Source organism: Streptomyces sp. NPDC085946 (assembly GCF_044540485.1).
In the GTDB taxonomy this organism is placed as follows: Bacteria; Actinomycetota; Actinomycetes; order Streptomycetales; family Streptomycetaceae; genus Streptomyces.
In genome coordinates this window covers 22729-40988 of record NZ_JBITSF010000018.1, presented here as the reverse complement: position 1 = coordinate 40988, position 18260 = coordinate 22729, and the positions used below count along the sequence as shown (strand labels likewise).

The window sequence follows — 18260 nt, the reverse complement described above, 5'->3', positions numbered from 1 at the left end:
GGGGGCGGCCGCGGGGGGGGGGGGGCGGGGGGGGGGGGGGGGGGGGGGGGGGGGGGGGGGGGGCGCCGCGGGGGCCGGCCCCCCCCCCCGCCGGCGGGGCAGCCGGCTGCCCCGCTCCTTGAGGGATCCCTCCCCCGGCCGTGGTCCCTTCTCCCGGCCCCTTCTCCCGGCCGCGGCCCCGCGCCGCCGGCACGCCGGGAGCCGGCCCGGCCGGCGGCCGGGGGGCGGCGGCCCTCCGGACCAGCAGGACAACCCAACCGGCAGAGCCAGCAGGGCCGACAGGGCCGACAGGGCCGACAGGGCCGACAGGGCCGACAGGGCCGACAGGACATCCCAGCCCGGCAGAACGCCCCGTACCAGTGGGACCCCGACCCGGCAAAACACTCCGGCCCGGCAGGACACCCCCACGCGAATCCCAGCCCCGCTCCCGGCAAGCGGCCCGCCCCGCCCGCTCCTCCCCCAGCACACCCGCGCCCGCCCCGCCGGCCCCCGGATGTGAGAGGCGTTACAGACCTGAACCGGCTGTTCACGCCGCCCGTGGACAGGGGTGACCCCATGCCGCGCACGGACCCGGAGCACCCCGCACCACCCGCCTGACAGGTCTAAACCAATTATCGATCGGCCCTTGTCAGCGCACCCCCGGGTCTGATGAGCTGTGGCCTGGGACACAACGGACACCCTGGGAAAGGCAGATGCCGTGAGCAACGAAAGCCTGGCCAACCTGCTCAAGGAAGAGCGCAGGTTCGCACCCCCCGCCGACCTGGCCGCAGGTGCCAACGTCACCGCGGAGGCGTATGAACGGGCCACGGCTGACAGGCTCGGTTTCTGGGCCGAGCAGGCCCGTCGGCTGACCTGGGCCAAGGAGCCGACGGAGACGCTGGACTGGTCGAATCCGCCGTTCGCCAAGTGGTTCCAGGACGGCGAGCTGAACGTCGCGTACAACTGTGTGGACCGGCACGTGGAGGCCGGGCACGGCGACCGGGTCGCGATCCACTTCGAGGGGGAGCCCGGCGACAGCCGTGCGATCACCTACGCGCAGCTGAAGGACGAGGTCTCCAAGGCGGCCAACGCACTGCTGGAACTCGGCGTGCAGAAGGGCGACCGGGTCGCCGTCTACATGCCGATGATCCCGGAGACCGCGGTGGCGATGCTGGCCTGCGCCCGGATCGGCGCCGCGCACTCGGTCGTCTTCGGCGGTTTCTCCGCGGACGCGCTCGCCACCCGGATCCAGGACGCCGACGCCAAGGTGGTCATCACCGCCGACGGCGGTTACCGGCGCGGCAAGCCGTCCGCGCTCAAGCCGGCCGTGGACGAGGCGGTCGAGCGCGTCGGCACCGTGGAGCACGTCCTGGTGGTGCGCCGCACCGGCCAGGAGGTCGCCTGGCACGAGGGCCGCGACCTGTGGTGGCACGACCTCGTCGAGCGGCAGTCCGCCGCGCACACCCCGGAGGCGTTCGGGGCCGAGCACCCGCTGTTCATCCTGTACACGTCGGGCACGACGGGGAAGCCGAAGGGCATCCTGCACACCTCCGGCGGCTACCTCACCCAGACCGCCTACACCCACTGGGCGGTCTTCGACCTCAAGCCGGAGACCGACGTCTACTGGTGCACCGCTGACGTCGGCTGGGTCACCGGGCACTCCTACATCGTGTACGGGCCGCTGGCCAACGGCGCCACCCAGGTCATGTACGAGGGCACGCCGGACACCCCGCACCAGGGGCGCTTCTGGGAGATCGTGCAGAAGTACGGCGTGACCATCCTCTACACCGCGCCGACCGCGATCCGCACGTTCATGAAGTGGGGCGACGACATCCCCGCCAAGTTCGACCTGTCCAGCCTGCGGGTGCTGGGCTCGGTGGGCGAGCCGATCAACCCCGAGGCGTGGGTCTGGTACCGCAAGCACATCGGCGCCGACCGCACCCCGGTCGTGGACACCTGGTGGCAGACCGAGACCGGCGCCATGATGATCACTCCGCTGCCGGGCGTCACCGAGACCAAGCCCGGCTCGGCACAGCGCCCGCTGCCGGGCATCAGCGCCACGGTCGTGGACGACGAGGCCAACGAGGTGCCGGACGGCGGGGGCGGCTACCTGGTGCTGACCGAGCCGTGGCCGTCGATGCTGCGCACCATCTGGGGCGACGACCAGCGGTTCCTCGACACGTACTGGTCGCGTTTCGAGGGCAGGTACTTCGCCGGTGACGGCGCGAAGAAGGACGACGACGGCGACATCTGGCTGCTGGGCCGGGTGGACGACGTGATGCTGGTGTCCGGCCACAACATCTCCACCACCGAGGTGGAGTCGGCGCTGGTCTCCCACCCGTCGGTGGCCGAGGCGGCCGTGGTGGGCGCGGCGGACGAGACGACCGGGCAGGCGATCGTCGCCTTCGTGATCCTGCGCGGCACGGCCGCGGAGACCGAGGACCTGGCCGCCGAGCTGCGCAACCACGTCGGCGCCGCACTCGGCCCGATCGCCAAGCCCAAGCGGATCCTGCCGGTCGCCGAGCTCCCCAAGACCCGCTCCGGCAAGATCATGCGGCGCCTGCTGCGCGACGTCGCCGAGAACCGCCAGCTGGGCGACGTCACCACCCTGACGGACTCCACCGTCATGGACCTCATCCAGGCCAAGCTCCCCGCGGCACCCAGCGAGGACTGAGCACACCACGTCAGGGGCACTCGGCAGCACACCGGCGCCGGGTGCCCCTTCGGCGTCCCGTGCGCGGCCGGGCCGGTCCACGGCCCTCGCCCCGCCGTGCGACGGCCCGGGGCTGCTCGGGGCAGGCCTCGGGGCGGCCCGGAGCGCCGTGCGCACAGGTCGGGCGATGCGCCCGGCCTACACGTTAGATAAGCTAAACATCAGGTGAGCCGGGAAGTCTGGTCGGCACGTGTTCCGTCCTGCCCCCGACCGGAGGTTCCGCCCGTGACCGCCCCCCGCACCACCCCCCGCAAGGTCCTCGGACGCCTCTCCCTCCCGGAGCGCACCTTCGTCGCGGACGCGCTGCGCACCGAGACCGTCGGCGGCGTGCTGCTGCTCATCGCCGCGATAGCTGCGCTGACCTGGGCGAACATCCCCGCGCTGCACGACGGCTACGAGACGGTCAGCCACTACCACCTGGGCCCCGCGTCCCTCGGCCTGAACATGTCCGTCGCCCATTGGGCCGCCGACGGACTCCTCGCCGTCTTCTTCTTCGTGGCCGGCATCGAGCTCAAACGCGAACTCGTCGCCGGCGACCTCAAGGACCCCAGGGCCGCCGCGCTGCCCGTCGTCGCCGCGCTGTGCGGCATGGCCGTACCGGCGCTCGTCTACACCCTCGTCAACGTCACCGGCGGCGGCTCCCTGGCCGGCTGGGCCGTGCCCACCGCCACCGACATCGCCTTCGCGCTCGCCGTCCTGGCTGTCATCGGCACCTCCCTGCCGAGCGCGCTGCGCGCCTTCCTGCTCACCCTCGCCGTCGTCGACGACCTCTTCGCGATCCTGATCATCGCCGTCTTCTTCACGGACGACCTGGACTTCGCCGCGCTCGGCGGTGCCGCCGCCGCCCTGGCGGTCTTCTGGCTGCTGCTGCGCAAGGGGGTGCGCGGCTGGTACGTGTACGTGCCGCTCGCCGTAGTCGTCTGGGCGCTGATGTACAACAGCGGCGTCCACGCCACCATCGCCGGCGTCGCGATGGGCCTGATGCTGCGCTGCCACCGGCGTGACGGGGAGGCGCACTCCCCCGGCGAGCGCATCGAGCACCGCGTGCGCCCGCTCTCGGCGGGTCTGGCCGTGCCGCTGTTCGCGCTGTTCAGCGCGGGAGTGCCGGTCTCCGGCCGCGCGCTCGGCGAGGTGTTCGGCCAGCCGGAGACCCTCGGCGTGGTCCTGGGGCTCGTGGTCGGCAAGGCGGTCGGCATCTTCGGCGGCACCTGGCTGACGGCCCGCTTCACCCGGGCCTCCCTCAACGAGGACCTGGCCTGGGCGGACGTGTTCGCGGTGGCGGCCCTGGCGGGCATCGGCTTCACCGTCTCGCTGCTCATCGGCGAGCTCGCCTTCGAGGGCGACGCGGCCATGACCGGCGAGGTCAAGGCCGCCGTCCTGGTCGGTTCGCTGATCGCCGCGGCCCTGGCCACCGTCCTGCTGAAGATCCGCAACGCCCGGTACCGCCGGCTGTGGGAGGCCGAGGAGCGCGACGAGGACGACGACGGCGTCCCGGACGTCTACGAGGAGGACGACCCGGAGTACCACCTGCGGATGGCGCGGCTGCACGAGCGCAAGGCCGCCGAGCACCGCCGGATCGCCGAGGAGAAGGCCGCCGAGCGACGCGCGCTTGCCGAAGTGCCGGGCGGGGCAGGCGATGACCACGACGGTCCGGCATGATCTGACGAGACGGTACAGAAGACGGGACCGTACGCAGTCAGACACGCGACGACCGAACGACGGAACCGCACGCACAAGAGGAGACCGCGATGAGCGCACCCGACGGCAGCCCGGTCGGCGCCGAACGCAGCATCGGCCAGCTGTTCGCCTCGGCGACGGCGGACTTGTCGGCCCTGGTGCACGACGAGATCGCGCTGGCGAAGGCGCAGCTCAAGCAGGACGTCAAGCGCGGCGCGACGAGCGGCGGCGCGTTCTCGCTGGCCGGTGCCGTCCTGGTGTTCTCCCTGCCGATGCTGAACTTCGCGCTGGCCTACGGCATCCGCACCTGGACCGAGTGGAACCTCGCCCTCTGCTTCCTGCTGTCCTTCGCGGCGAACGTCCTGGTCGCGCTCGTCCTCGTGCTGATCGGCGTGACCTTCGCGAAGAAGGCCAAGAAGAGCCAGGGCCCGCAGAAGGTGGCGGCCTCCATGAAGCAGAGCGCGGGCGTGCTGCAGAACGCCAGGCCGCACCCGCGCCCGGAGCCGGCGCGGGACCGGGGCCCCGAGGCCATCGAGGCTGTGGCACGCTCGTCGTCATGACGGACCCCGCCCTCCCCCCGGCGCAGCCCTCCCTCCCGGCGCCGCACGCCGCGTCGGCACAGCCCACCTCGGTCGTCCGGCCGGAGGGCCCCTGGACGCACCGGGACGTCGCCGCGAACGGCGCCCGCTTCCACATCGCGGAGGCCGGCGACGGCCCGCTGGTGCTGCTGCTGCACGGCTTCCCGCAGTTCTGGTGGACCTGGCGGCACCAGCTCGTCGCGCTCGCCGACGCGGGCTTCCGGGCCGTCGCCATGGACCTGCGGGGCGTCGGCGGCAGCGACCGCACGCCGCGCGGTTACGACCCCGCCAACCTGGCGCTCGACGTCACCGGCGTGATCCGCTCCCTCGGCGAGCCGGACGCCGCGCTGGTCGGCCACGACCTGGGCGGCTACCTCGCCTGGACGGCCGCCGCGATGCGTCCGAAGCTGGTGCGGCGGCTCGCGGTCGCCTCCATGCCGCACCCGCGGCGCTGGCGCGCGGCGATGCTCAAGGACGTCAGGCAGACCCGCGCGGGCTCCTACATCTGGGGGTTCCAGCGGCCCTGGATCCCGGAGCGGCAGCTCACCGCCGACGACGGCGCGCTCGCCGCCCGGCTGATCCGGGAGTGGTCCGGGCCGCGCCTGCCGGACGAGGAGGCTCTGGAGACCTACCGGCGTGCCGTGTGCATCCCCTCCACGGCCCACTGCTCCATCGAGCCGTACCGCTGGATGGTGCGCTCCCTGGCCCGCCCGGACGGCATCCAGTTCAACCGCCGGATGAAGCGGCCCGTGCGCGTGCCGACGCTGCACCTGCACGGCTCGCTGGACCCGGTGATGCGCACGCGCAGCGCCGCGGGCTCCGGGGAGTACGTCGAAGCCCCCTACCGCTGGCGGCTGTTCGACGGACTCGGGCACTTCCCGCACGAGGAGGACCCGGTGGCCTTCTCGACGGAACTCATCAACTGGCTGAAGGATCCCGAACCCGACCGGTGACCGCGCGGGCGCGTCCGGTGCCCGCCGGGTGAACACCTGTCCTGCGCACGGCCACTTGCCCGCCGCATAGGCCAATTGGGTTCCCCCCGAACGGTTATCGACCTTGGGGCGGGGGCACACGTCGGGGTATGGGCTGGACGCACGACTACAGTGACGCAAGCCGCAATCGCCGCTCGGCGAGCGGCGCGGGTACCCACCAGCGAGGCGGTGCACCGCAGATGGCGGGCACGGACCTGAGGGTGGGGATCCCGCGCATCCTCCGCCGCCGGGCCCGCTGGGTCTCGGTACGTCTGCGCCATCCGCGCGGCTGAGCCGGCACCGCTCCCGGCAACCGCCGCGCACTCCACGCCGTACGCCTCACAGGGCGCAGCTGTCGCTGCCCACCTGCTGGTCGGCGGTGCGCCCCTTGGCGATGTCCTCCCGGATCTCGTCCACGGTCAGCGCGTACCCCGTCTCGGCGTCGTCGAGGGACTTGGCGAAGACCACGCCGTAGACCTTGCCGTCCGGAGTGAGCAGCGGGCCGCCGGAGTTGCCCTGGCGGACCGTCGCGTACAGCGAGTAGACGTCGCGGCGGACGGTGTCGCGGTGGTAGATGTCCGGGCCGTTGGCGGTGATCCGCCCGCGCACGCGCGCGGCGCGCACGTCGTACGCCCCGTTCTCCGGGAAGCCCGCGACGATCGCGCCGTCGCCGCTGTTCGCGTCCTCGTCCGTGAACCGCAGCGCGGGCGCGTCCAGGTCCGGGACGTCGAGGACGGCGATGTCGCGCCGCCAGTCGTACAGCACGACCGTGGCGTCGTACTTGCGGCCCTCGCCGCCTATCTGCACGGTCGGCTCGTCGACGCCGCCCACCACGTGCGCGTTGGTCATGACGCGGCGCTCGGCGAAGACGAAGCCGGTGCCCTCCAGGACCTTGCCGCAACTCTGGGCGGTGCCCATCACCTTGACGATGGAGCGCTGGGCGCGGGTGGCGACCGGGCTGGCGGCGAGCGCCGGATCGGGTGGACGGACGTCGGTGATGGGCTCGTTGGCGAACGGGCTGAAGACCTGCGGGAAGCCGTTCTGCGCGAGGACGGCGGAGAAGTCCGCGAACCAGGTGCCCGCCTGGTCGGGCAGTGCCCGCGAAACCCCCAGCAGCACCTTGGAGTTGCGGACCTCCTTGCCGAGCGTGGGCAGGGTGGTGCCGGCGAGCGCGGACCCGATCAGCCAGGCGACGAGCAGCATGGCGACGACGTTGACCAGCGCGCCGCCGGTGGCGTCCAGGGCGCGGGCCGGGGACCAGGTGATGTACCGGCGCAGCTTGTTGCCGAGGTGGGTGGTCAGCGCCTGGCCGACGGAGGCGCAGACGATGACGACGACGACCGCGACGACGGCGGCGGTCGTGCTCACCTCCGCACTGTCCGTCAGGGCGTCCCAGATCACGGGCAGCACGTAGACGGCGGCGAGACCGCCGCCCAGGAAGCCGATCACCGACAGGATGCCGACGACGAACCCCTGGCGGTACCCCACGACCGCGAACCACACGGCGGCGACCAGCAACAAGATGTCCAGCACGTTCACGAAGGCCACCCTGTCATGACCGCCAGTCGAGCGGGACCTGCTTCTCCCGGTCCCAGGGCCGCTCCCAGCCCGCGTAGTGCAGCAGCCGGTCGATGAGTCCCGCCGTGAAGCCCCAGACGAGGGCCGATTCGACCAGGAATGCCGGACCCCGGTGGCCGCTGGGGTGGACGGCGGTGGCGCGGTGGGCGGGGTCCGTGAGATCCGCCACGGGGACCGTGAAGACGCGGGCCGTCTCGTTGGGGTCGACGACCCCGACCGGGCTCGGCTCGCGCCACCAGCCCAGCACCGGCGTCACGACGAAGCCGCTGACCGGGATGTAGAGCTTGGGCAGGACGCCGAAGAGCTGCACCCCGGACGGGTCCAGTCCGGTCTCCTCCTCGGCCTCGCGCAGGGCGGCCCGCAGCGGCCCGTCGGCGTGCGGGTCGCCGTCCTCGGGGTCGAGGGCGCCGCCGGGGAAGGAGGGCTGCCCGGCGTGCGACCGCAGCGAGCTCGCGCGCTCCATGAGCAGCAGCTCCGGCCCGCGTTCGCCCTCCCCGAACAGGATGAGGACGGCCGACTGGCGGCCCGTGCCGTTCTCCGGCGGCAGGAAGCGGCTCAGCTGGCCGGGGGCGACCGTCTCCACGGCGCGCACCACCGGGTCCAGCCAGTCGGGCAGGCCGTCCTTGCCGATCGCCACCGGGCCGCCTTGGGCATTGCTCGCTCGCGTCATCGTCACCCCCGTCGTCCTGCCCGTTCCAACGCCCGGCCATCCGCGGATCGTTCCGCGGACCGTGTCCGGGGCCGCCCGCGGAGCCGCCGGCGGGCGGCCCCCGGCCCGCGCGTCACCCGGCCCCCAGCGGCGGGGCCGGCCTGCCGCCCGCGTCGAGGTAGGCCTGCGGGGGCTTCAGGCGCTGCCCCGGGAAGCCGCCCTTCTCGTACTTGAGCAGCTTCTTCGCCTTCTCCGGATCGGTCTCGCCCTCTCCGTACGCCGGGCAGAGCGGGGCGATGGGGCAGGCGCCGCAGGCGGGCTTGCGGGCGTGGCAGATGCGGCGGCCGTGCCAGATCACGTGGTGCGAGAGGTCCGTCCAGTCGCTCTTGGGGAAGAGCGCGCCGACGGCGGCCTCGATCTTGTCGGGGTCCGTCTCCCCGGTCCACCGCCAGCGGCGCACCAGGCGCTGGAAGTGGGTGTCCACGGTGATGCCGGGCCGCCCGAAGGCGTTGCCCAGCACGACGAAGGCGGTCTTGCGGCCGACGCCGGGCAGCTTGACCAGGTCCTCCAGCCGGCCGGGCACCTCCCCGCCGAAGTCCTCCGCCAGGGCCTTGGACAGCCCTATGACCGACCTGGTCTTGGCGCGGAAGAAGCCGCACGGGCGCAGGATCGCCTCGACCTCCTCCGGGTCGGCGGCGGCCAGGTCCTCGGGGGTGGGGTACTTGGCGAAGAGGGCGGGGGTCGTCTGGTTGACGCGCAGGTCGGTGGTCTGCGCGGACAGGACGGTGGCGACGAGCAGTTGGAAGGGGTTCTCGAAGTCGAGCTCGGGGTGGGCGTACGGGAAGACCTCGGCCAGTTCGCGGTTGATGCGGCGGGCGCGGCGGACCAGGGCGGTGCGCGACTCGCCGCCCGGCGGCTTCGCGACGGTCCGCGCGGGGCCGCCGCCGACGGCGGCGCCGGCCTTCCGGGGCGCGGCCGCGGCCTTCTCGGGAACGGGAGCCTTTTCCGCGGAGGCTTTCCCCGCGGGGACCTTCCCGGCAGTGGCCTTGCCGGCAGTGGCTTTGCCGGCCGGAGCCTTCCTCGCCTTCGCGCTCCCCTTCCGCTCCGGGGGCGCCTCCTCCACCGGCTCCTCGGGGTTCACCGACGACTCCTCGGGGTTCACCGACGGCTCCTCCCGGACCGGAGCCCGCTTTGTCGCTTTCGTCGTTTTCCTACCTCCATCGGGGCCTCGTTCGCCCACAGCGGAATCACGACGTACACCCACCCGCGCAGCCCCCTCGGCCTGTGTTCTCACCGGCGATTTGGACACCCGGCCAGCCTACGACCCGGTACCGACATCCGCCCCGGACCCCGAAGATCGGCGTCCAATTGGACCCCTGCCGCGTACCCCGGGACACCTGTGCGGCATCCTTGTGACAGATCACACTGTTTGGACCGTCCGGCAAAATGGGCACCACGGTCCCCTGGTAGACGGGGGAGCAAGATCCCCTGAGCAGGTCGACAAGGAGAGAACTCGTGGACGACGTTCTGCGGCGCAATCCGCTCTTCGCGGCTCTCGACGACGAGCAGGCCGCGGAGCTTCGCGCCTCCATGAGCGAGGTGACCCTCGCGCGGGGCGACTCCCTGTTCCACGAGGGCGACCCCGGCGACCGGCTCTACGTGGTCACCGAGGGCAAGGTCAAGCTCCACCGGACCTCCCCCGACGGCCGCGAGAACATGCTGGCCGTCGTCGGACCCGGCGAGCTCATCGGCGAGCTGTCGCTGTTCGACCCGGGCCCGCGCACCGCGACGGCCACCGCGCTGACGGAGGTCAAGCTGCTCGGCCTGGGCCACGGCGACCTCCAGCCCTGGCTGAACGCCCGCCCCGAGGTGGCCGCGGCGCTGCTGCGCGCGGTCGCGCGCCGGCTGCGCAAGACCAACGACGCCATGTCGGACCTGGTCTTCTCGGACGTCCCGGGCCGTGTCGCCCGCGCCCTGCTGGACCTCTCGCGCCGCTTCGGCGTGCAGTCCGAGGAGGGCATCCACGTCGTGCACGACCTGACGCAGGAGGAGCTGGCCCAGCTGGTCGGCGCCTCCCGCGAGACGGTCAACAAGGCGCTGGCGGACTTCGCGCAGCGCGGGTGGCTCCGCCTGGAGGCCCGCGCGGTGATCCTGCTGGACGTGGAGCGCCTGGCCAAGCGCTCGCGCTGACGCCCCACCGGTTCCGCGCTGTCGGGCCCCGTCTCCTTCCGAGGCGGGGCCCGATGCCGTACCGGCACCGGAAACGGGCCGCGCCCGCACGTCGCCTCGCGGCACAGGAGCCGTACGGCCGATTCCACCGCTCGCCCCGGACTCGACGCCCGGGGGTTCCCTCGCCCGGGGGTTCCCTCGCCCGGGCCCCCGGTCCCTTCCGTCCCGTCGTCGCCGCCGCGCGGGACCGGCTCGGGGAGGTGTCCGGGGCGCGGCCGCACAGCGCGTACCTCCACGACTCGGTTCCGCGCGGGACACAGCGACCCACCTGCCGGTGGCCCCGCGCGAGGAGCCGGCCGACGCGGACCGGGCCGCCGCCCGCGCGCTCGACGCGGCGCTGGACGAGGAGTTCCCGCGGATCGACGGGGCCGCCACGCTGCTGTCCGGCCGGGCGCGCCTGCCGGGCGCGAGCGGTACGGCCCGGGCCGGTCCGTGGCCTGCCTGTGCACGCCCCTGCCGGGCGAGGACCCGGCCGCGCGGCTGCCGCCCTGCCGGCCCCGCTCCCTGCCGTCCCGCGAGCCCGGCGGCGGCCTCACCGCGCTCCTGCCCGGCCGGCGCGAGCGCATCGCCGCCGCAGGCGACGCCGCGGAGGCCCCGCGGCCCCTGGTCCGCTCCCTGTCGCGGCACCTGGTGCGCACCGCCTTCACCCTCGTCGTGCCCCACCGCGGCGGCCGGACCGGTGAGCCGCACGAGACGGCCGAGGCGTTCGCCCCGCACGGCCCCGAACGGGCCCGGCAGGTGTCGCCGCGGCCGTCCGCGGCCGTCCGCCGGCCGGGGGGACCGCCGCGCTCCGCTCCCCCGTCGACGATCGGGCCCTGGCTCGCGCGCGTGCACGGCGCCGAAGCGCCGCGTCCGGACCGGCCGGACCGGTGAGCCGCACGAGACGGCCGAGGCGTTCGCCCCGCACGGCCCCGAACGGGCCCGGCAGGTGCCGCCGCGGCCGTCTTCGGCCGTCCGCCGGCCGGGGGGGACCGCCGCGCTCCGCTCCTCCGTCGACGATCGGGCCCTGGCTCGCGCGGGAGCACGCGCGCGTGCACGGCGTCGGGGCGCCGCGTCCGGACCGGCCCTAGATGAGCCCGTGCTCCTCCAGGTAGTCCATCTGCGCCCGCACCGACAGCTCCGCCGCCGGCCACAGGGAGCGGTCGACGTCGGCGTACACGTGGGCGACGACCTCGGCGGGGGTGCGGTAGCCGTCCTCGACGGCCGTCTCGACCTGGGCGAGGCGGTGGGCGCGGTGGGCGAGGTAGTACTCGACGGCGCCCTGGGCGTCCTCCAGGACCGGGCCGTGGCCGGGCAGGACGGTGTGGACGCCGTCGTCGACCGTGAGGGACCTCAGGCGCCGCAGGGAGTCCAGGTAGTCGCCGAGGCGGCCGTCGGGGTGGGCGACGACGCTGGTGCCGCGCCCGAGGACCGTGTCGCCGGTCAGGACGGCCCGGTCGGCCGGCAGGTGGAAGGAGAGCGAGTCGGCGGTGTGCCCGGGGGTCGGCACGACCCGCAGCTCCAGGCCGCCGACGGTGATCACGTTCCCGGCGGACAGGCCCTCGTCGCCCAGCCGCAGCGCCGGGTCGAGGGCACGCACGCGCGTGCCGGTCAGCTCGGCGAAGCGGGCGGCGCCCTCGGCGTGGTCCGGGTGACCGTGCGTCAGCAGGGTCAGGGCGACGCGCTTGCCGGCCCGCTCGGCCGTGGCGATCACGTTGCGCAGGTGCCCCTCGTCGAGCGGACCCGGGTCGACGACGACCGCCGACGCGGAGTCCGGCTCGGACAGGATCCAGGTGTTCGTGCCGTCCAGGGTCATCGCCGAGGCGTTGGGGGCCAGGACGTTGACGGCCCGTGCGGTGGCGGGGCCGGAGAGGACCCCGCCGCGGGGCCGGCCGGGAAGGGCTGCTGCGTCCGTCATGCGAGGGCTCCACCGGTCGGAGGCGTCGGGATGTGCCGGGTGAACTCGTCGTGGCCCGGCCAGGACAGCACGATCTCGCCGTCCTGGAGGCGGGCGGCGGCCAGGACGGGCGTCAGGTCCCGCTCCGGCGCCGCGGCCAGCGCGTCGGCCGCCGTGCCGTACGGCAGCAGCTGGCGCAGGGTGGCGATGGTGGGCGGCATCATCAGCAGCTCGCCCTTGTCGTACCCGGCGGCCGCCTCGCCCGGCGTGATCCACACCGTGCGGTCGGCCTCCGTGGAGGCGTTGCGGGTGCGCTGCCCGGCGGGGAGCGCGGCGACGAAGAACCAGGTGTCGTAGCGGCGGGGCTCGAACTCCGGGGTGATCCAGCGTGTCCAGGCGCCCAGCAGGTCCGAGCGCAGCACCAGGCCCCGGCGCTCCAGGAACTCGGCGAAGGACGTCTCGCGGGCGACCAGCGCGGCGCGGTCGGCCTCCCAGTCGTCGCCGGTGGTGTCGCCGACCACGGTGTCGGGCGTCGGGCCGGCGAGCAGGACGCCCGCCTCCTCGTACGTCTCCCGCACGGCCGCGCAGACGATCGCCTGGGCCGCCGCCCCGTCCACCCCGAGCCGCTCGGCCCACCAGGCGCGCGGGGGGCCCGTCCAGCCGATGCGGCGGTCGTCGTCCCGCGGGTCGACGCCGCCGCCCGGGTACGCGTACGCGCCTCCGGCGAAGGCCATGGAGGCGCGTCGGCGCAGCATGTGGACGGCGGGTCCGGTGCCGGTGTCCTTCAGGAGCATGACGGTGGCCGCGCGCTTCGGGACCACCGGGGTGAGGGTGCCTGCCGCGAGCGCGCGGATGCGGTCCGGCCACTCCGGGGGGTACCACTGCCCATTCGCCATGGCCGGAGGCTATCCCGTGGTGCGCGGATGTTCGAGAGGGGCCAGGGGCGCTACGCGAGCTCGACCTGGATCTCGACCTCCACCGGCGCGTCCAGGGGCAGCACCGCGACGCCCACCGCGCTGCGCGCGTGCACGCCCTTGTCCCCGAGGACGGCGCCCAGCAGCTCGCTCGCGCCGTTGAGGACCGCCGGCTGGCCGGTGAAGTCGGACGCGGAGGCGACGTAGCCGACGACCTTCACCACGCGCGCGACGCGGTCCAGGTCGCCGGCGACGGACTTCACCGCGGCCAGGGCGTTCAGCGCGCAGGTCCGCGCCAGCTCCTTGGCCTCCTCGGGCGTGACCTCGGCGCCGACCTTGCCGGTCACCGGCAGCTTGCCCTCGACCATCGGCAGCTGCCCGGCCGTGTACACGTACGGGCCGGACTGCACGGCCGGCTGGTAGGCGGCGAGCGGCGGAACCACCTCGGGCAGGGTCAGGCCGAGTTCGGCCAGTTTCGCCTCGACGGCGCCCATCACTGCTTCTCCCGCTTCAGGTAGGCCACGAGCTGCTCGGGGTTGTTCGGCCCGGGCACGACCTGGACGAGCTCCCAGCCGTCCTCGCCCCAGGTGTCCAGAATCTGCTTCGTGGCGTGGACGAGCAGCGGCACGGTTGCGTATTCCCACTTGGTCATGCGGCCGACTCTAGCCGCTGCCGGGCACGGTTCCGGTGGCCGACCACGACCCCCGTTGTCCACAGCCTCCCGCCCGGTCCGCGCCCGGACTGGTTACGCTCGAAGACGTGAGCAGGCTCCAGGTCGTCAGCGGCAAGGGCGGTACCGGCAAGACCACGGTGGCCGCGGCCCTCGCGCTGGCCTTGGCCACGCAGGGGAAGCGGACGCTTCTCGTCGAGGTCGAGGGCCGCCAGGGCATCGCGCAGCTCTTCGAGACAGAGGCGCTGCCTTATGAGGAACGGAAGGTCGCCGTCGCTCCCGGGGGCGGGGAGGTGTACGCCCTGGCCATAGACCCCGAGTTGGCCCTTCTGGAATACCTCCAGATGTTCTACAAGCTGGGGAGCGCCGGACGGGCCCTGAAGAAGATCGGCGCCATCGACTTCGCGACCACCATCGCGCCGGGTGTCAGGGACGTCCTGCTGACCGGCAAGGCGTGCGAGGCGGTCCGGCGCAAGGACAAGGACGGACGGTTCGTCTACGACTACGTGGTCATGGACGCGCCACCGACCGGGCGCATCACCCGCTTCCTCAACGTCAACGACGAGGTCGCCGGGCTCGCCAAGATCGGCCCGATACACAATCAGGCGCAGGCCGTGATGCGGGTGCTCAAGTCGCCCGAGACGGCCGTGCACCTGGTGACGCTGCTGGAGGAGATGCCCGTCCAGGAGACCGCGGACGGCATCGCCGAGCTGCGGGCGGCGCGGCTGCCGGTGGGGCGGGTCATCGTGAACATGGTGCGGCCGGAGGTGCTGGACGAGACCGACCTCGACCTCGTGCGGACGGTCCCGCGCTCCGACGTCGCCCGGGCGCTGTCGGCGGCCGGGCTCGGCGGGGCCCGGCGCGGCGGGCACGCCGAGCGGCTGGTGGACCCGCTGCTCGCGCAGGCCGAGGAGTACGCCGAGCGCTACACGCTGGAACAGGAACAGCGCGCGGTGCTGGGCGAGCTGGCCCTGCCCCTGCACGAACTGCCGCTGCTCGCCGAGGGCATGGACCTGGCGGGCCTGTACGAGCTGGCCCGCGCGCTGCGCGACCAGGGCGTGTCATGAGCCGCCGCACCGGGGCCGCGACGAGCCCGGCACGGGTGCCGGGGCCGTCACGGCCCGCCGTGAGCCATCGGGAGAGGTCCGTCAGCCACCGGGCGAGGCCCGTCAGAAGTCGGAAGCAGGGGATGTCATGAGTCGTCCGGACCCGGCGCACACGCCCGACCCGGCCCGTCACCAGCTCGCCCCGGCGCGCGTGCTCGACGTCGATCCGCTGATCGCGGATCCGGCGACGCGGATCGTGGTGTGCTGCGGCTCGGGCGGCGTCGGCAAGACGACCACGGCGGCGGCCCTGGGCCTGCGCGCGGCCGAGCGCGGCCGCAAGGTGGTCGTCCTCACCATCGACCCGGCGCGCCGGCTGGCCCAGTCCATGGGCATCGACTCGCTGGACAACATCCCGCGCCGGGTGAAGGGCATCGACGACTCCGCGGGCGGCGAGCTGCACGCGATGATGCTCGACATGAAGCGCACCTTCGACGAGATCGTCGAGGCGCACGCGGATCCCGCGCGGGCGGCCGCGATCCTGGGCAACCCCTTCTACCAGTCGCTCTCGGCGGGCTTCGCGGGCACGCAGGAGTACATGGCGATGGAGAAGCTGGGGCAGCTGCGGGCCCGGGACGAGTGGGACCTGATCGTGGTCGACACCCCGCCGTCCCGTTCCGCGCTGGACTTCCTGGACGCCCCCAAGCGCCTCGGGTCGTTCCTGGACGGGCGGCTGATCCGGCTGCTGACGGCCCCGGCGAAGCTGGGCGGCCGGGCCGGCATGAAGTTCCTCAACGTCGGCATGTCGATGATGACCGGCACCCTCGGCAAGCTGCTCGGCGGGCAGCTCCTGAAGGACGTCCAGACGTTCGTGGCCGCGATGGACACCACCTTCGGCGGCTTCCGCACGCGCGCGGACGCGACGTACAAGCTGCTCCAGGCGCCCGGGACGGCGTTCCTGGTGGTCGCGGCGCCGGAGCGGGACGCACTGCGCGAGGCCGCCTACTTCGTGGAGCGCCTGGCCGCCGAGAAGATGCCGCTGGCCGGTCTGGTCCTCAACCGGGTGCACGGCAGCGGCGCCGACCGGCTGTCGGCCGAGCGGGCGCTGGCCGCCGCGGAAAATCTTGAGGACTCCCGCATTGTGGATCAGGAGGCCGGGAAAGCTGGACTTCGTAACTCCCCCGACACGTACGACAGTTCAGCCTCTCCCGTGTCCGGCGCACCGGTTCCCGACGACGGCTCCCCCGCCGAGACGGACCAGGCCGCGGCCGCCGGCGCGGAGACCGGCGCGGACGCCGTCGCCACGGACCCGGAGCGGTCCGTCGACCGGCTCGCCGCGGGTCTGCTGAGGCTGCACGCCGACCGTATGCAGTTGCTCGCCCGCGAGCAGCGCACCCGGGACCGGTTCACCGCGCTGCACCCCGAGGTGGCGGTCGCGGAAGTGGCCGCGCTCCCCGGTGACGTGCACGACCTCGCGGGACTGCGCGACATCGGCGAGCGGCTGGCGGACAACCGGCCGGAGCTGCCCCAGGCGAGCGCCTGAGCCCGGGCGGCCTCGGAGCGCGCCCGGCGCCCGAGGCGTACGCGTACGCGCGCGCCGAGGCGTCCTCACGCCCCGTGCCCTGACGCGTGCTCAGGCACGGGGAGACCGTACGCCGTGCGGACCTGGGGCGGGCCCCCGCGGACGGCCGCGAGGGGCCGACGGACGCGCCCAGGGTGCGAACCGCGGGAAGGCCGGAGACCAGGGGGGAGGCCGAGGAGGGACCCGGTGGGGCCCTCAGCTCACCGCCGCGTAGTTCTCGTACACCTCGTCGTCGTTGAGGGGCACCACACCGGTCCCCCGCTCGTACTCCGACCGCGCGGTCTCCAGGAGACGGCGCCAGGAGGTGACCGTCGGCCGCCGGCGCAGCAGTGCGCGGCGCTCCCGCTCCGTCATCCCTCCCCACACGCCGAACTCGACGCGGTTGTCCAGCGCGTCGGCCAGGCACTCCGTGCGCACCGGGCATCCGGTGCACACCGCCTTGGCCCTGTTCTGCGCTGCTCCCTGAACGAACAGTTCATCCGGATCGGTAGTGCGGCAGGCCGCCTGCGCACTCCAGTCGGTTACCCAGCCCATACCGGCGCCGTCCTCTCCCGAATCGAGGCTCCCCCACGGCGGCAGCGGCATATTCACCGCCGCCAGTTGAGGACGTTACGGAAGGCGGGCACAGCGCAACACCCCCAGCGGGCCCAATCTTGAATGGTCCGAACGGACTATGGGTAAGCGGCAGATCACCCGGGGGAGTGACCTGGCGACATACGCGACCATCCCGGCACACCAGGACAGTTCTGCTGCGTCACAACGGACGCCGGGTGACACACGAGGCGGATTCGGACACGCCCCGCCAAGAAAATCGGCTCCGTCCGGAACGCTTCGGGGTCGCCGGACGTATGGATACGTGACGGTGCCGTTGTGACAGTCGAGAGCAGCTTAGGCCAAGGCCTGGGCGCCTGTCCGGCGAATACGCAGGGAGCCGCACCGCCGGTCCGTGACCTGCCCCACGCGCGCAGGCAGGGTGCTCCCTCGGATCCGCCATCGCCACGGATTAGGCTGCACCCATGCCAAAGAAGCGCTCGGGCGGCGGACTGTCCCCCACGCAGCAGGCCGCGAAGTTCCTCGGTGTCAGCGTGCTCTCGGGAGCCGTGCTGGCCGGCATCGCGCTGCCGGCCGTCGGCGTGCTGGGACTCGCGGCGAAGGGATCGGTCGAGAGCTTCGACGAGCTCCCGGCCAACCTCAGGACGCCTCCGCTGAGTCAGCGCACCACGATCCTCGACGCCGACGGCGGCGCCATCGCCTCGGTCTACTCGCGCGACCGCACGGTGGTCGAGCTGAAGGACATCTCGCCGTACATGCAGAAGGCGATCGTCGCGATCGAGGACTCGCGCTTCTACCAGCACGGCGCGGTCGACCTGAAGGGCATCCTGCGCGCGCTCAACCGCAACGCGCAGAGCGGCGGCGTCGCCGAGGGCGCGTCCACGCTCACCCAGCAGTACGTGAAGAACGTCTTCGTGGAGGAGGCCGGCGACGACCCGACGAAGGTCGCGCAGGCCACCCAGCAGACCCTCGGCCGCAAGATCCGCGAGCTGAAGTACGCGATCCAGGTCGAGGAGGAGCTCGGCAAGAAGAAGATCCTCGAGAACTACCTGAACATCACGTTCTTCGGCCAGCAGGCGTACGGCGTGGAGGCCGCGGCCCAGCGCTACTTCTCCAAGCCGGCCAAGGACCTCACCCTCCCGGAGTCGGCCCTGCTGGCCGGCATCGTCCAGTCGCCCAGCCGCTACGACCCGGTCAACGACGAGGCGGAGGCGAAGAAGCGGCGCAACGTCGTCCTCCAGCGGATGGC

General features: G+C 73.4%; 17 protein-coding genes and 1 pseudogene. 10 read left to right on the top strand and 8 right to left on the bottom strand.

Annotated elements, in window-relative coordinates:
- Positions 1-697 precede the first annotated feature (697 nt).
- From acs to ACIF8T_RS29350, 5 genes are all read left to right on the top strand, one after another.
- Positions 698-2653: an acetate--CoA ligase gene (acs, locus tag ACIF8T_RS29370; protein ID WP_400039127.1), complete on the top strand. Its 1956-nt coding sequence runs from the start codon at positions 698-700 to the stop codon at positions 2651-2653.
- 264 nt (positions 2654-2917) lie between these two features.
- On the top strand, positions 2918-4351 hold the full coding sequence (gene nhaA / locus ACIF8T_RS29365) for a Na+/H+ antiporter NhaA (protein WP_400039126.1): 1434 nt from the start codon (positions 2918-2920) through the stop codon (positions 4349-4351).
- Between the two features lie 89 nt (positions 4352-4440).
- The gene (locus ACIF8T_RS29360; protein ID WP_400039125.1) at positions 4441-4929 is read left to right on the top strand and encodes a phage holin family protein; all 489 of its coding nucleotides are present in this window, start codon (positions 4441-4443) and stop codon (positions 4927-4929) included.
- On the top strand, positions 4926-5900 hold the full coding sequence (locus ACIF8T_RS29355; RefSeq protein WP_400039124.1) for an alpha/beta fold hydrolase: 975 nt from the start codon (positions 4926-4928) through the stop codon (positions 5898-5900). Before ACIF8T_RS29360 ends, ACIF8T_RS29355 begins: the two co-directional genes overlap by 4 nt.
- A gap of 128 nt (positions 5901-6028) precedes the next feature.
- Positions 6029-6211, top strand: coding sequence for a hypothetical protein (locus ACIF8T_RS29350; RefSeq protein WP_400039123.1), 183 nt, complete (start codon positions 6029-6031; stop codon positions 6209-6211).
- A 46-nt stretch (positions 6212-6257) separates the two neighbouring features.
- Here ACIF8T_RS29350 and ACIF8T_RS29345 read toward each other — a convergent pair whose 3' ends face one another.
- From ACIF8T_RS29345 to nth, 3 genes are all read right to left on the bottom strand, one after another.
- Complete coding sequence (locus ACIF8T_RS29345; RefSeq protein WP_400039122.1) at positions 6258-7457, bottom strand: MarP family serine protease; 1200 nt, start codon at positions 7455-7457, stop codon at positions 6258-6260.
- Positions 7458-7470: 13 nt separating this feature from the next.
- Positions 7471-8166, bottom strand: a complete 696-nt coding sequence (locus ACIF8T_RS29340; protein WP_400039233.1) for an NUDIX hydrolase — start codon at positions 8164-8166, stop codon at positions 7471-7473.
- Between the two features lie 112 nt (positions 8167-8278).
- Positions 8279-9268: an endonuclease III gene (gene nth / locus ACIF8T_RS29335; protein WP_400039232.1), complete on the bottom strand. Its 990-nt coding sequence runs from the start codon at positions 9266-9268 to the stop codon at positions 8279-8281.
- A gap of 392 nt (positions 9269-9660) precedes the next feature.
- On the opposite strand from nth, the gene ACIF8T_RS29330 reads away from it, so the two are divergent.
- Both ACIF8T_RS29330 and ACIF8T_RS29325 read left to right on the top strand, forming a co-directional pair.
- Positions 9661-10335 (top strand): Crp/Fnr family transcriptional regulator, encoded by a 675-nt coding sequence (locus tag ACIF8T_RS29330; protein ID WP_029382547.1) that lies wholly within the window; start codon positions 9661-9663, stop codon positions 10333-10335.
- A gap of 471 nt (positions 10336-10806) precedes the next feature.
- Entirely contained in the window at positions 10807-11247 is a 441-nt protein-coding gene (locus ACIF8T_RS29325) for a hypothetical protein (RefSeq protein ID WP_400039121.1), read from the top strand.
- Between the two features lie 193 nt (positions 11248-11440).
- Here ACIF8T_RS29325 and ACIF8T_RS29320 read toward each other — a convergent pair whose 3' ends face one another.
- From ACIF8T_RS29320 to ACIF8T_RS29305, 4 genes are read right to left on the bottom strand one after another with little or no spacing between them, the layout of a single operon-like run.
- Positions 11441-12271, bottom strand: coding sequence for an MBL fold metallo-hydrolase (locus ACIF8T_RS29320; RefSeq protein WP_400039120.1), 831 nt, complete (start codon positions 12269-12271; stop codon positions 11441-11443).
- Positions 12268-13146 (bottom strand): NUDIX hydrolase, encoded by an 879-nt coding sequence (locus ACIF8T_RS29315; RefSeq protein ID WP_400039119.1) that lies wholly within the window; start codon positions 13144-13146, stop codon positions 12268-12270. Before ACIF8T_RS29315 ends, ACIF8T_RS29320 begins: the two co-directional genes overlap by 4 nt.
- Before the next feature lie 50 nt (positions 13147-13196).
- A complete protein-coding gene (locus ACIF8T_RS29310) occupies positions 13197-13658 on the bottom strand; it encodes a RidA family protein (protein ID WP_400039118.1) in 462 nt (153 codons plus the stop codon).
- Positions 13658-13816, bottom strand: coding sequence for a DUF4177 domain-containing protein (locus ACIF8T_RS29305; protein WP_003991873.1), 159 nt, complete (start codon positions 13814-13816; stop codon positions 13658-13660). The genes ACIF8T_RS29310 and ACIF8T_RS29305 overlap by 1 nt, the downstream gene beginning before the upstream one ends.
- A 107-nt stretch (positions 13817-13923) precedes the next feature.
- Between ACIF8T_RS29305 and ACIF8T_RS29300 the strand changes: the two genes are divergently transcribed.
- A complete protein-coding gene (locus tag ACIF8T_RS29300) occupies positions 13924-14901 on the top strand; it encodes an ArsA family ATPase (RefSeq protein ID WP_400039117.1) in 978 nt (325 codons plus the stop codon).
- A gap of 127 nt (positions 14902-15028) precedes the next feature.
- Positions 15029-16420 carry an ArsA family ATPase gene (locus ACIF8T_RS29295; RefSeq protein ID WP_400039116.1) on the top strand — a complete coding sequence of 464 codons (1392 nt, stop codon included), beginning with the start codon at positions 15029-15031 and terminating at the stop codon, positions 16418-16420.
- Positions 16421-16654: 234 nt separating this feature from the next.
- Here the strand turns inward: ACIF8T_RS29295 and wblA are convergent, their stop codons facing one another.
- Positions 16655-16993: a transcriptional regulator WblA gene (wblA, locus tag ACIF8T_RS29290; RefSeq protein ID WP_208818272.1), complete on the bottom strand. Its 339-nt coding sequence runs from the start codon at positions 16991-16993 to the stop codon at positions 16655-16657.
- Between the two features lie 482 nt (positions 16994-17475).
- On the opposite strand from wblA, the pseudogene ACIF8T_RS29285 reads away from it, so the two are divergent.
- A pseudogene (locus ACIF8T_RS29285) lies at positions 17476-18246 on the top strand (transglycosylase domain-containing protein); the annotation flags it as partial.
- Between the last annotated feature and the right edge of the window lie 14 nt (positions 18247-18260).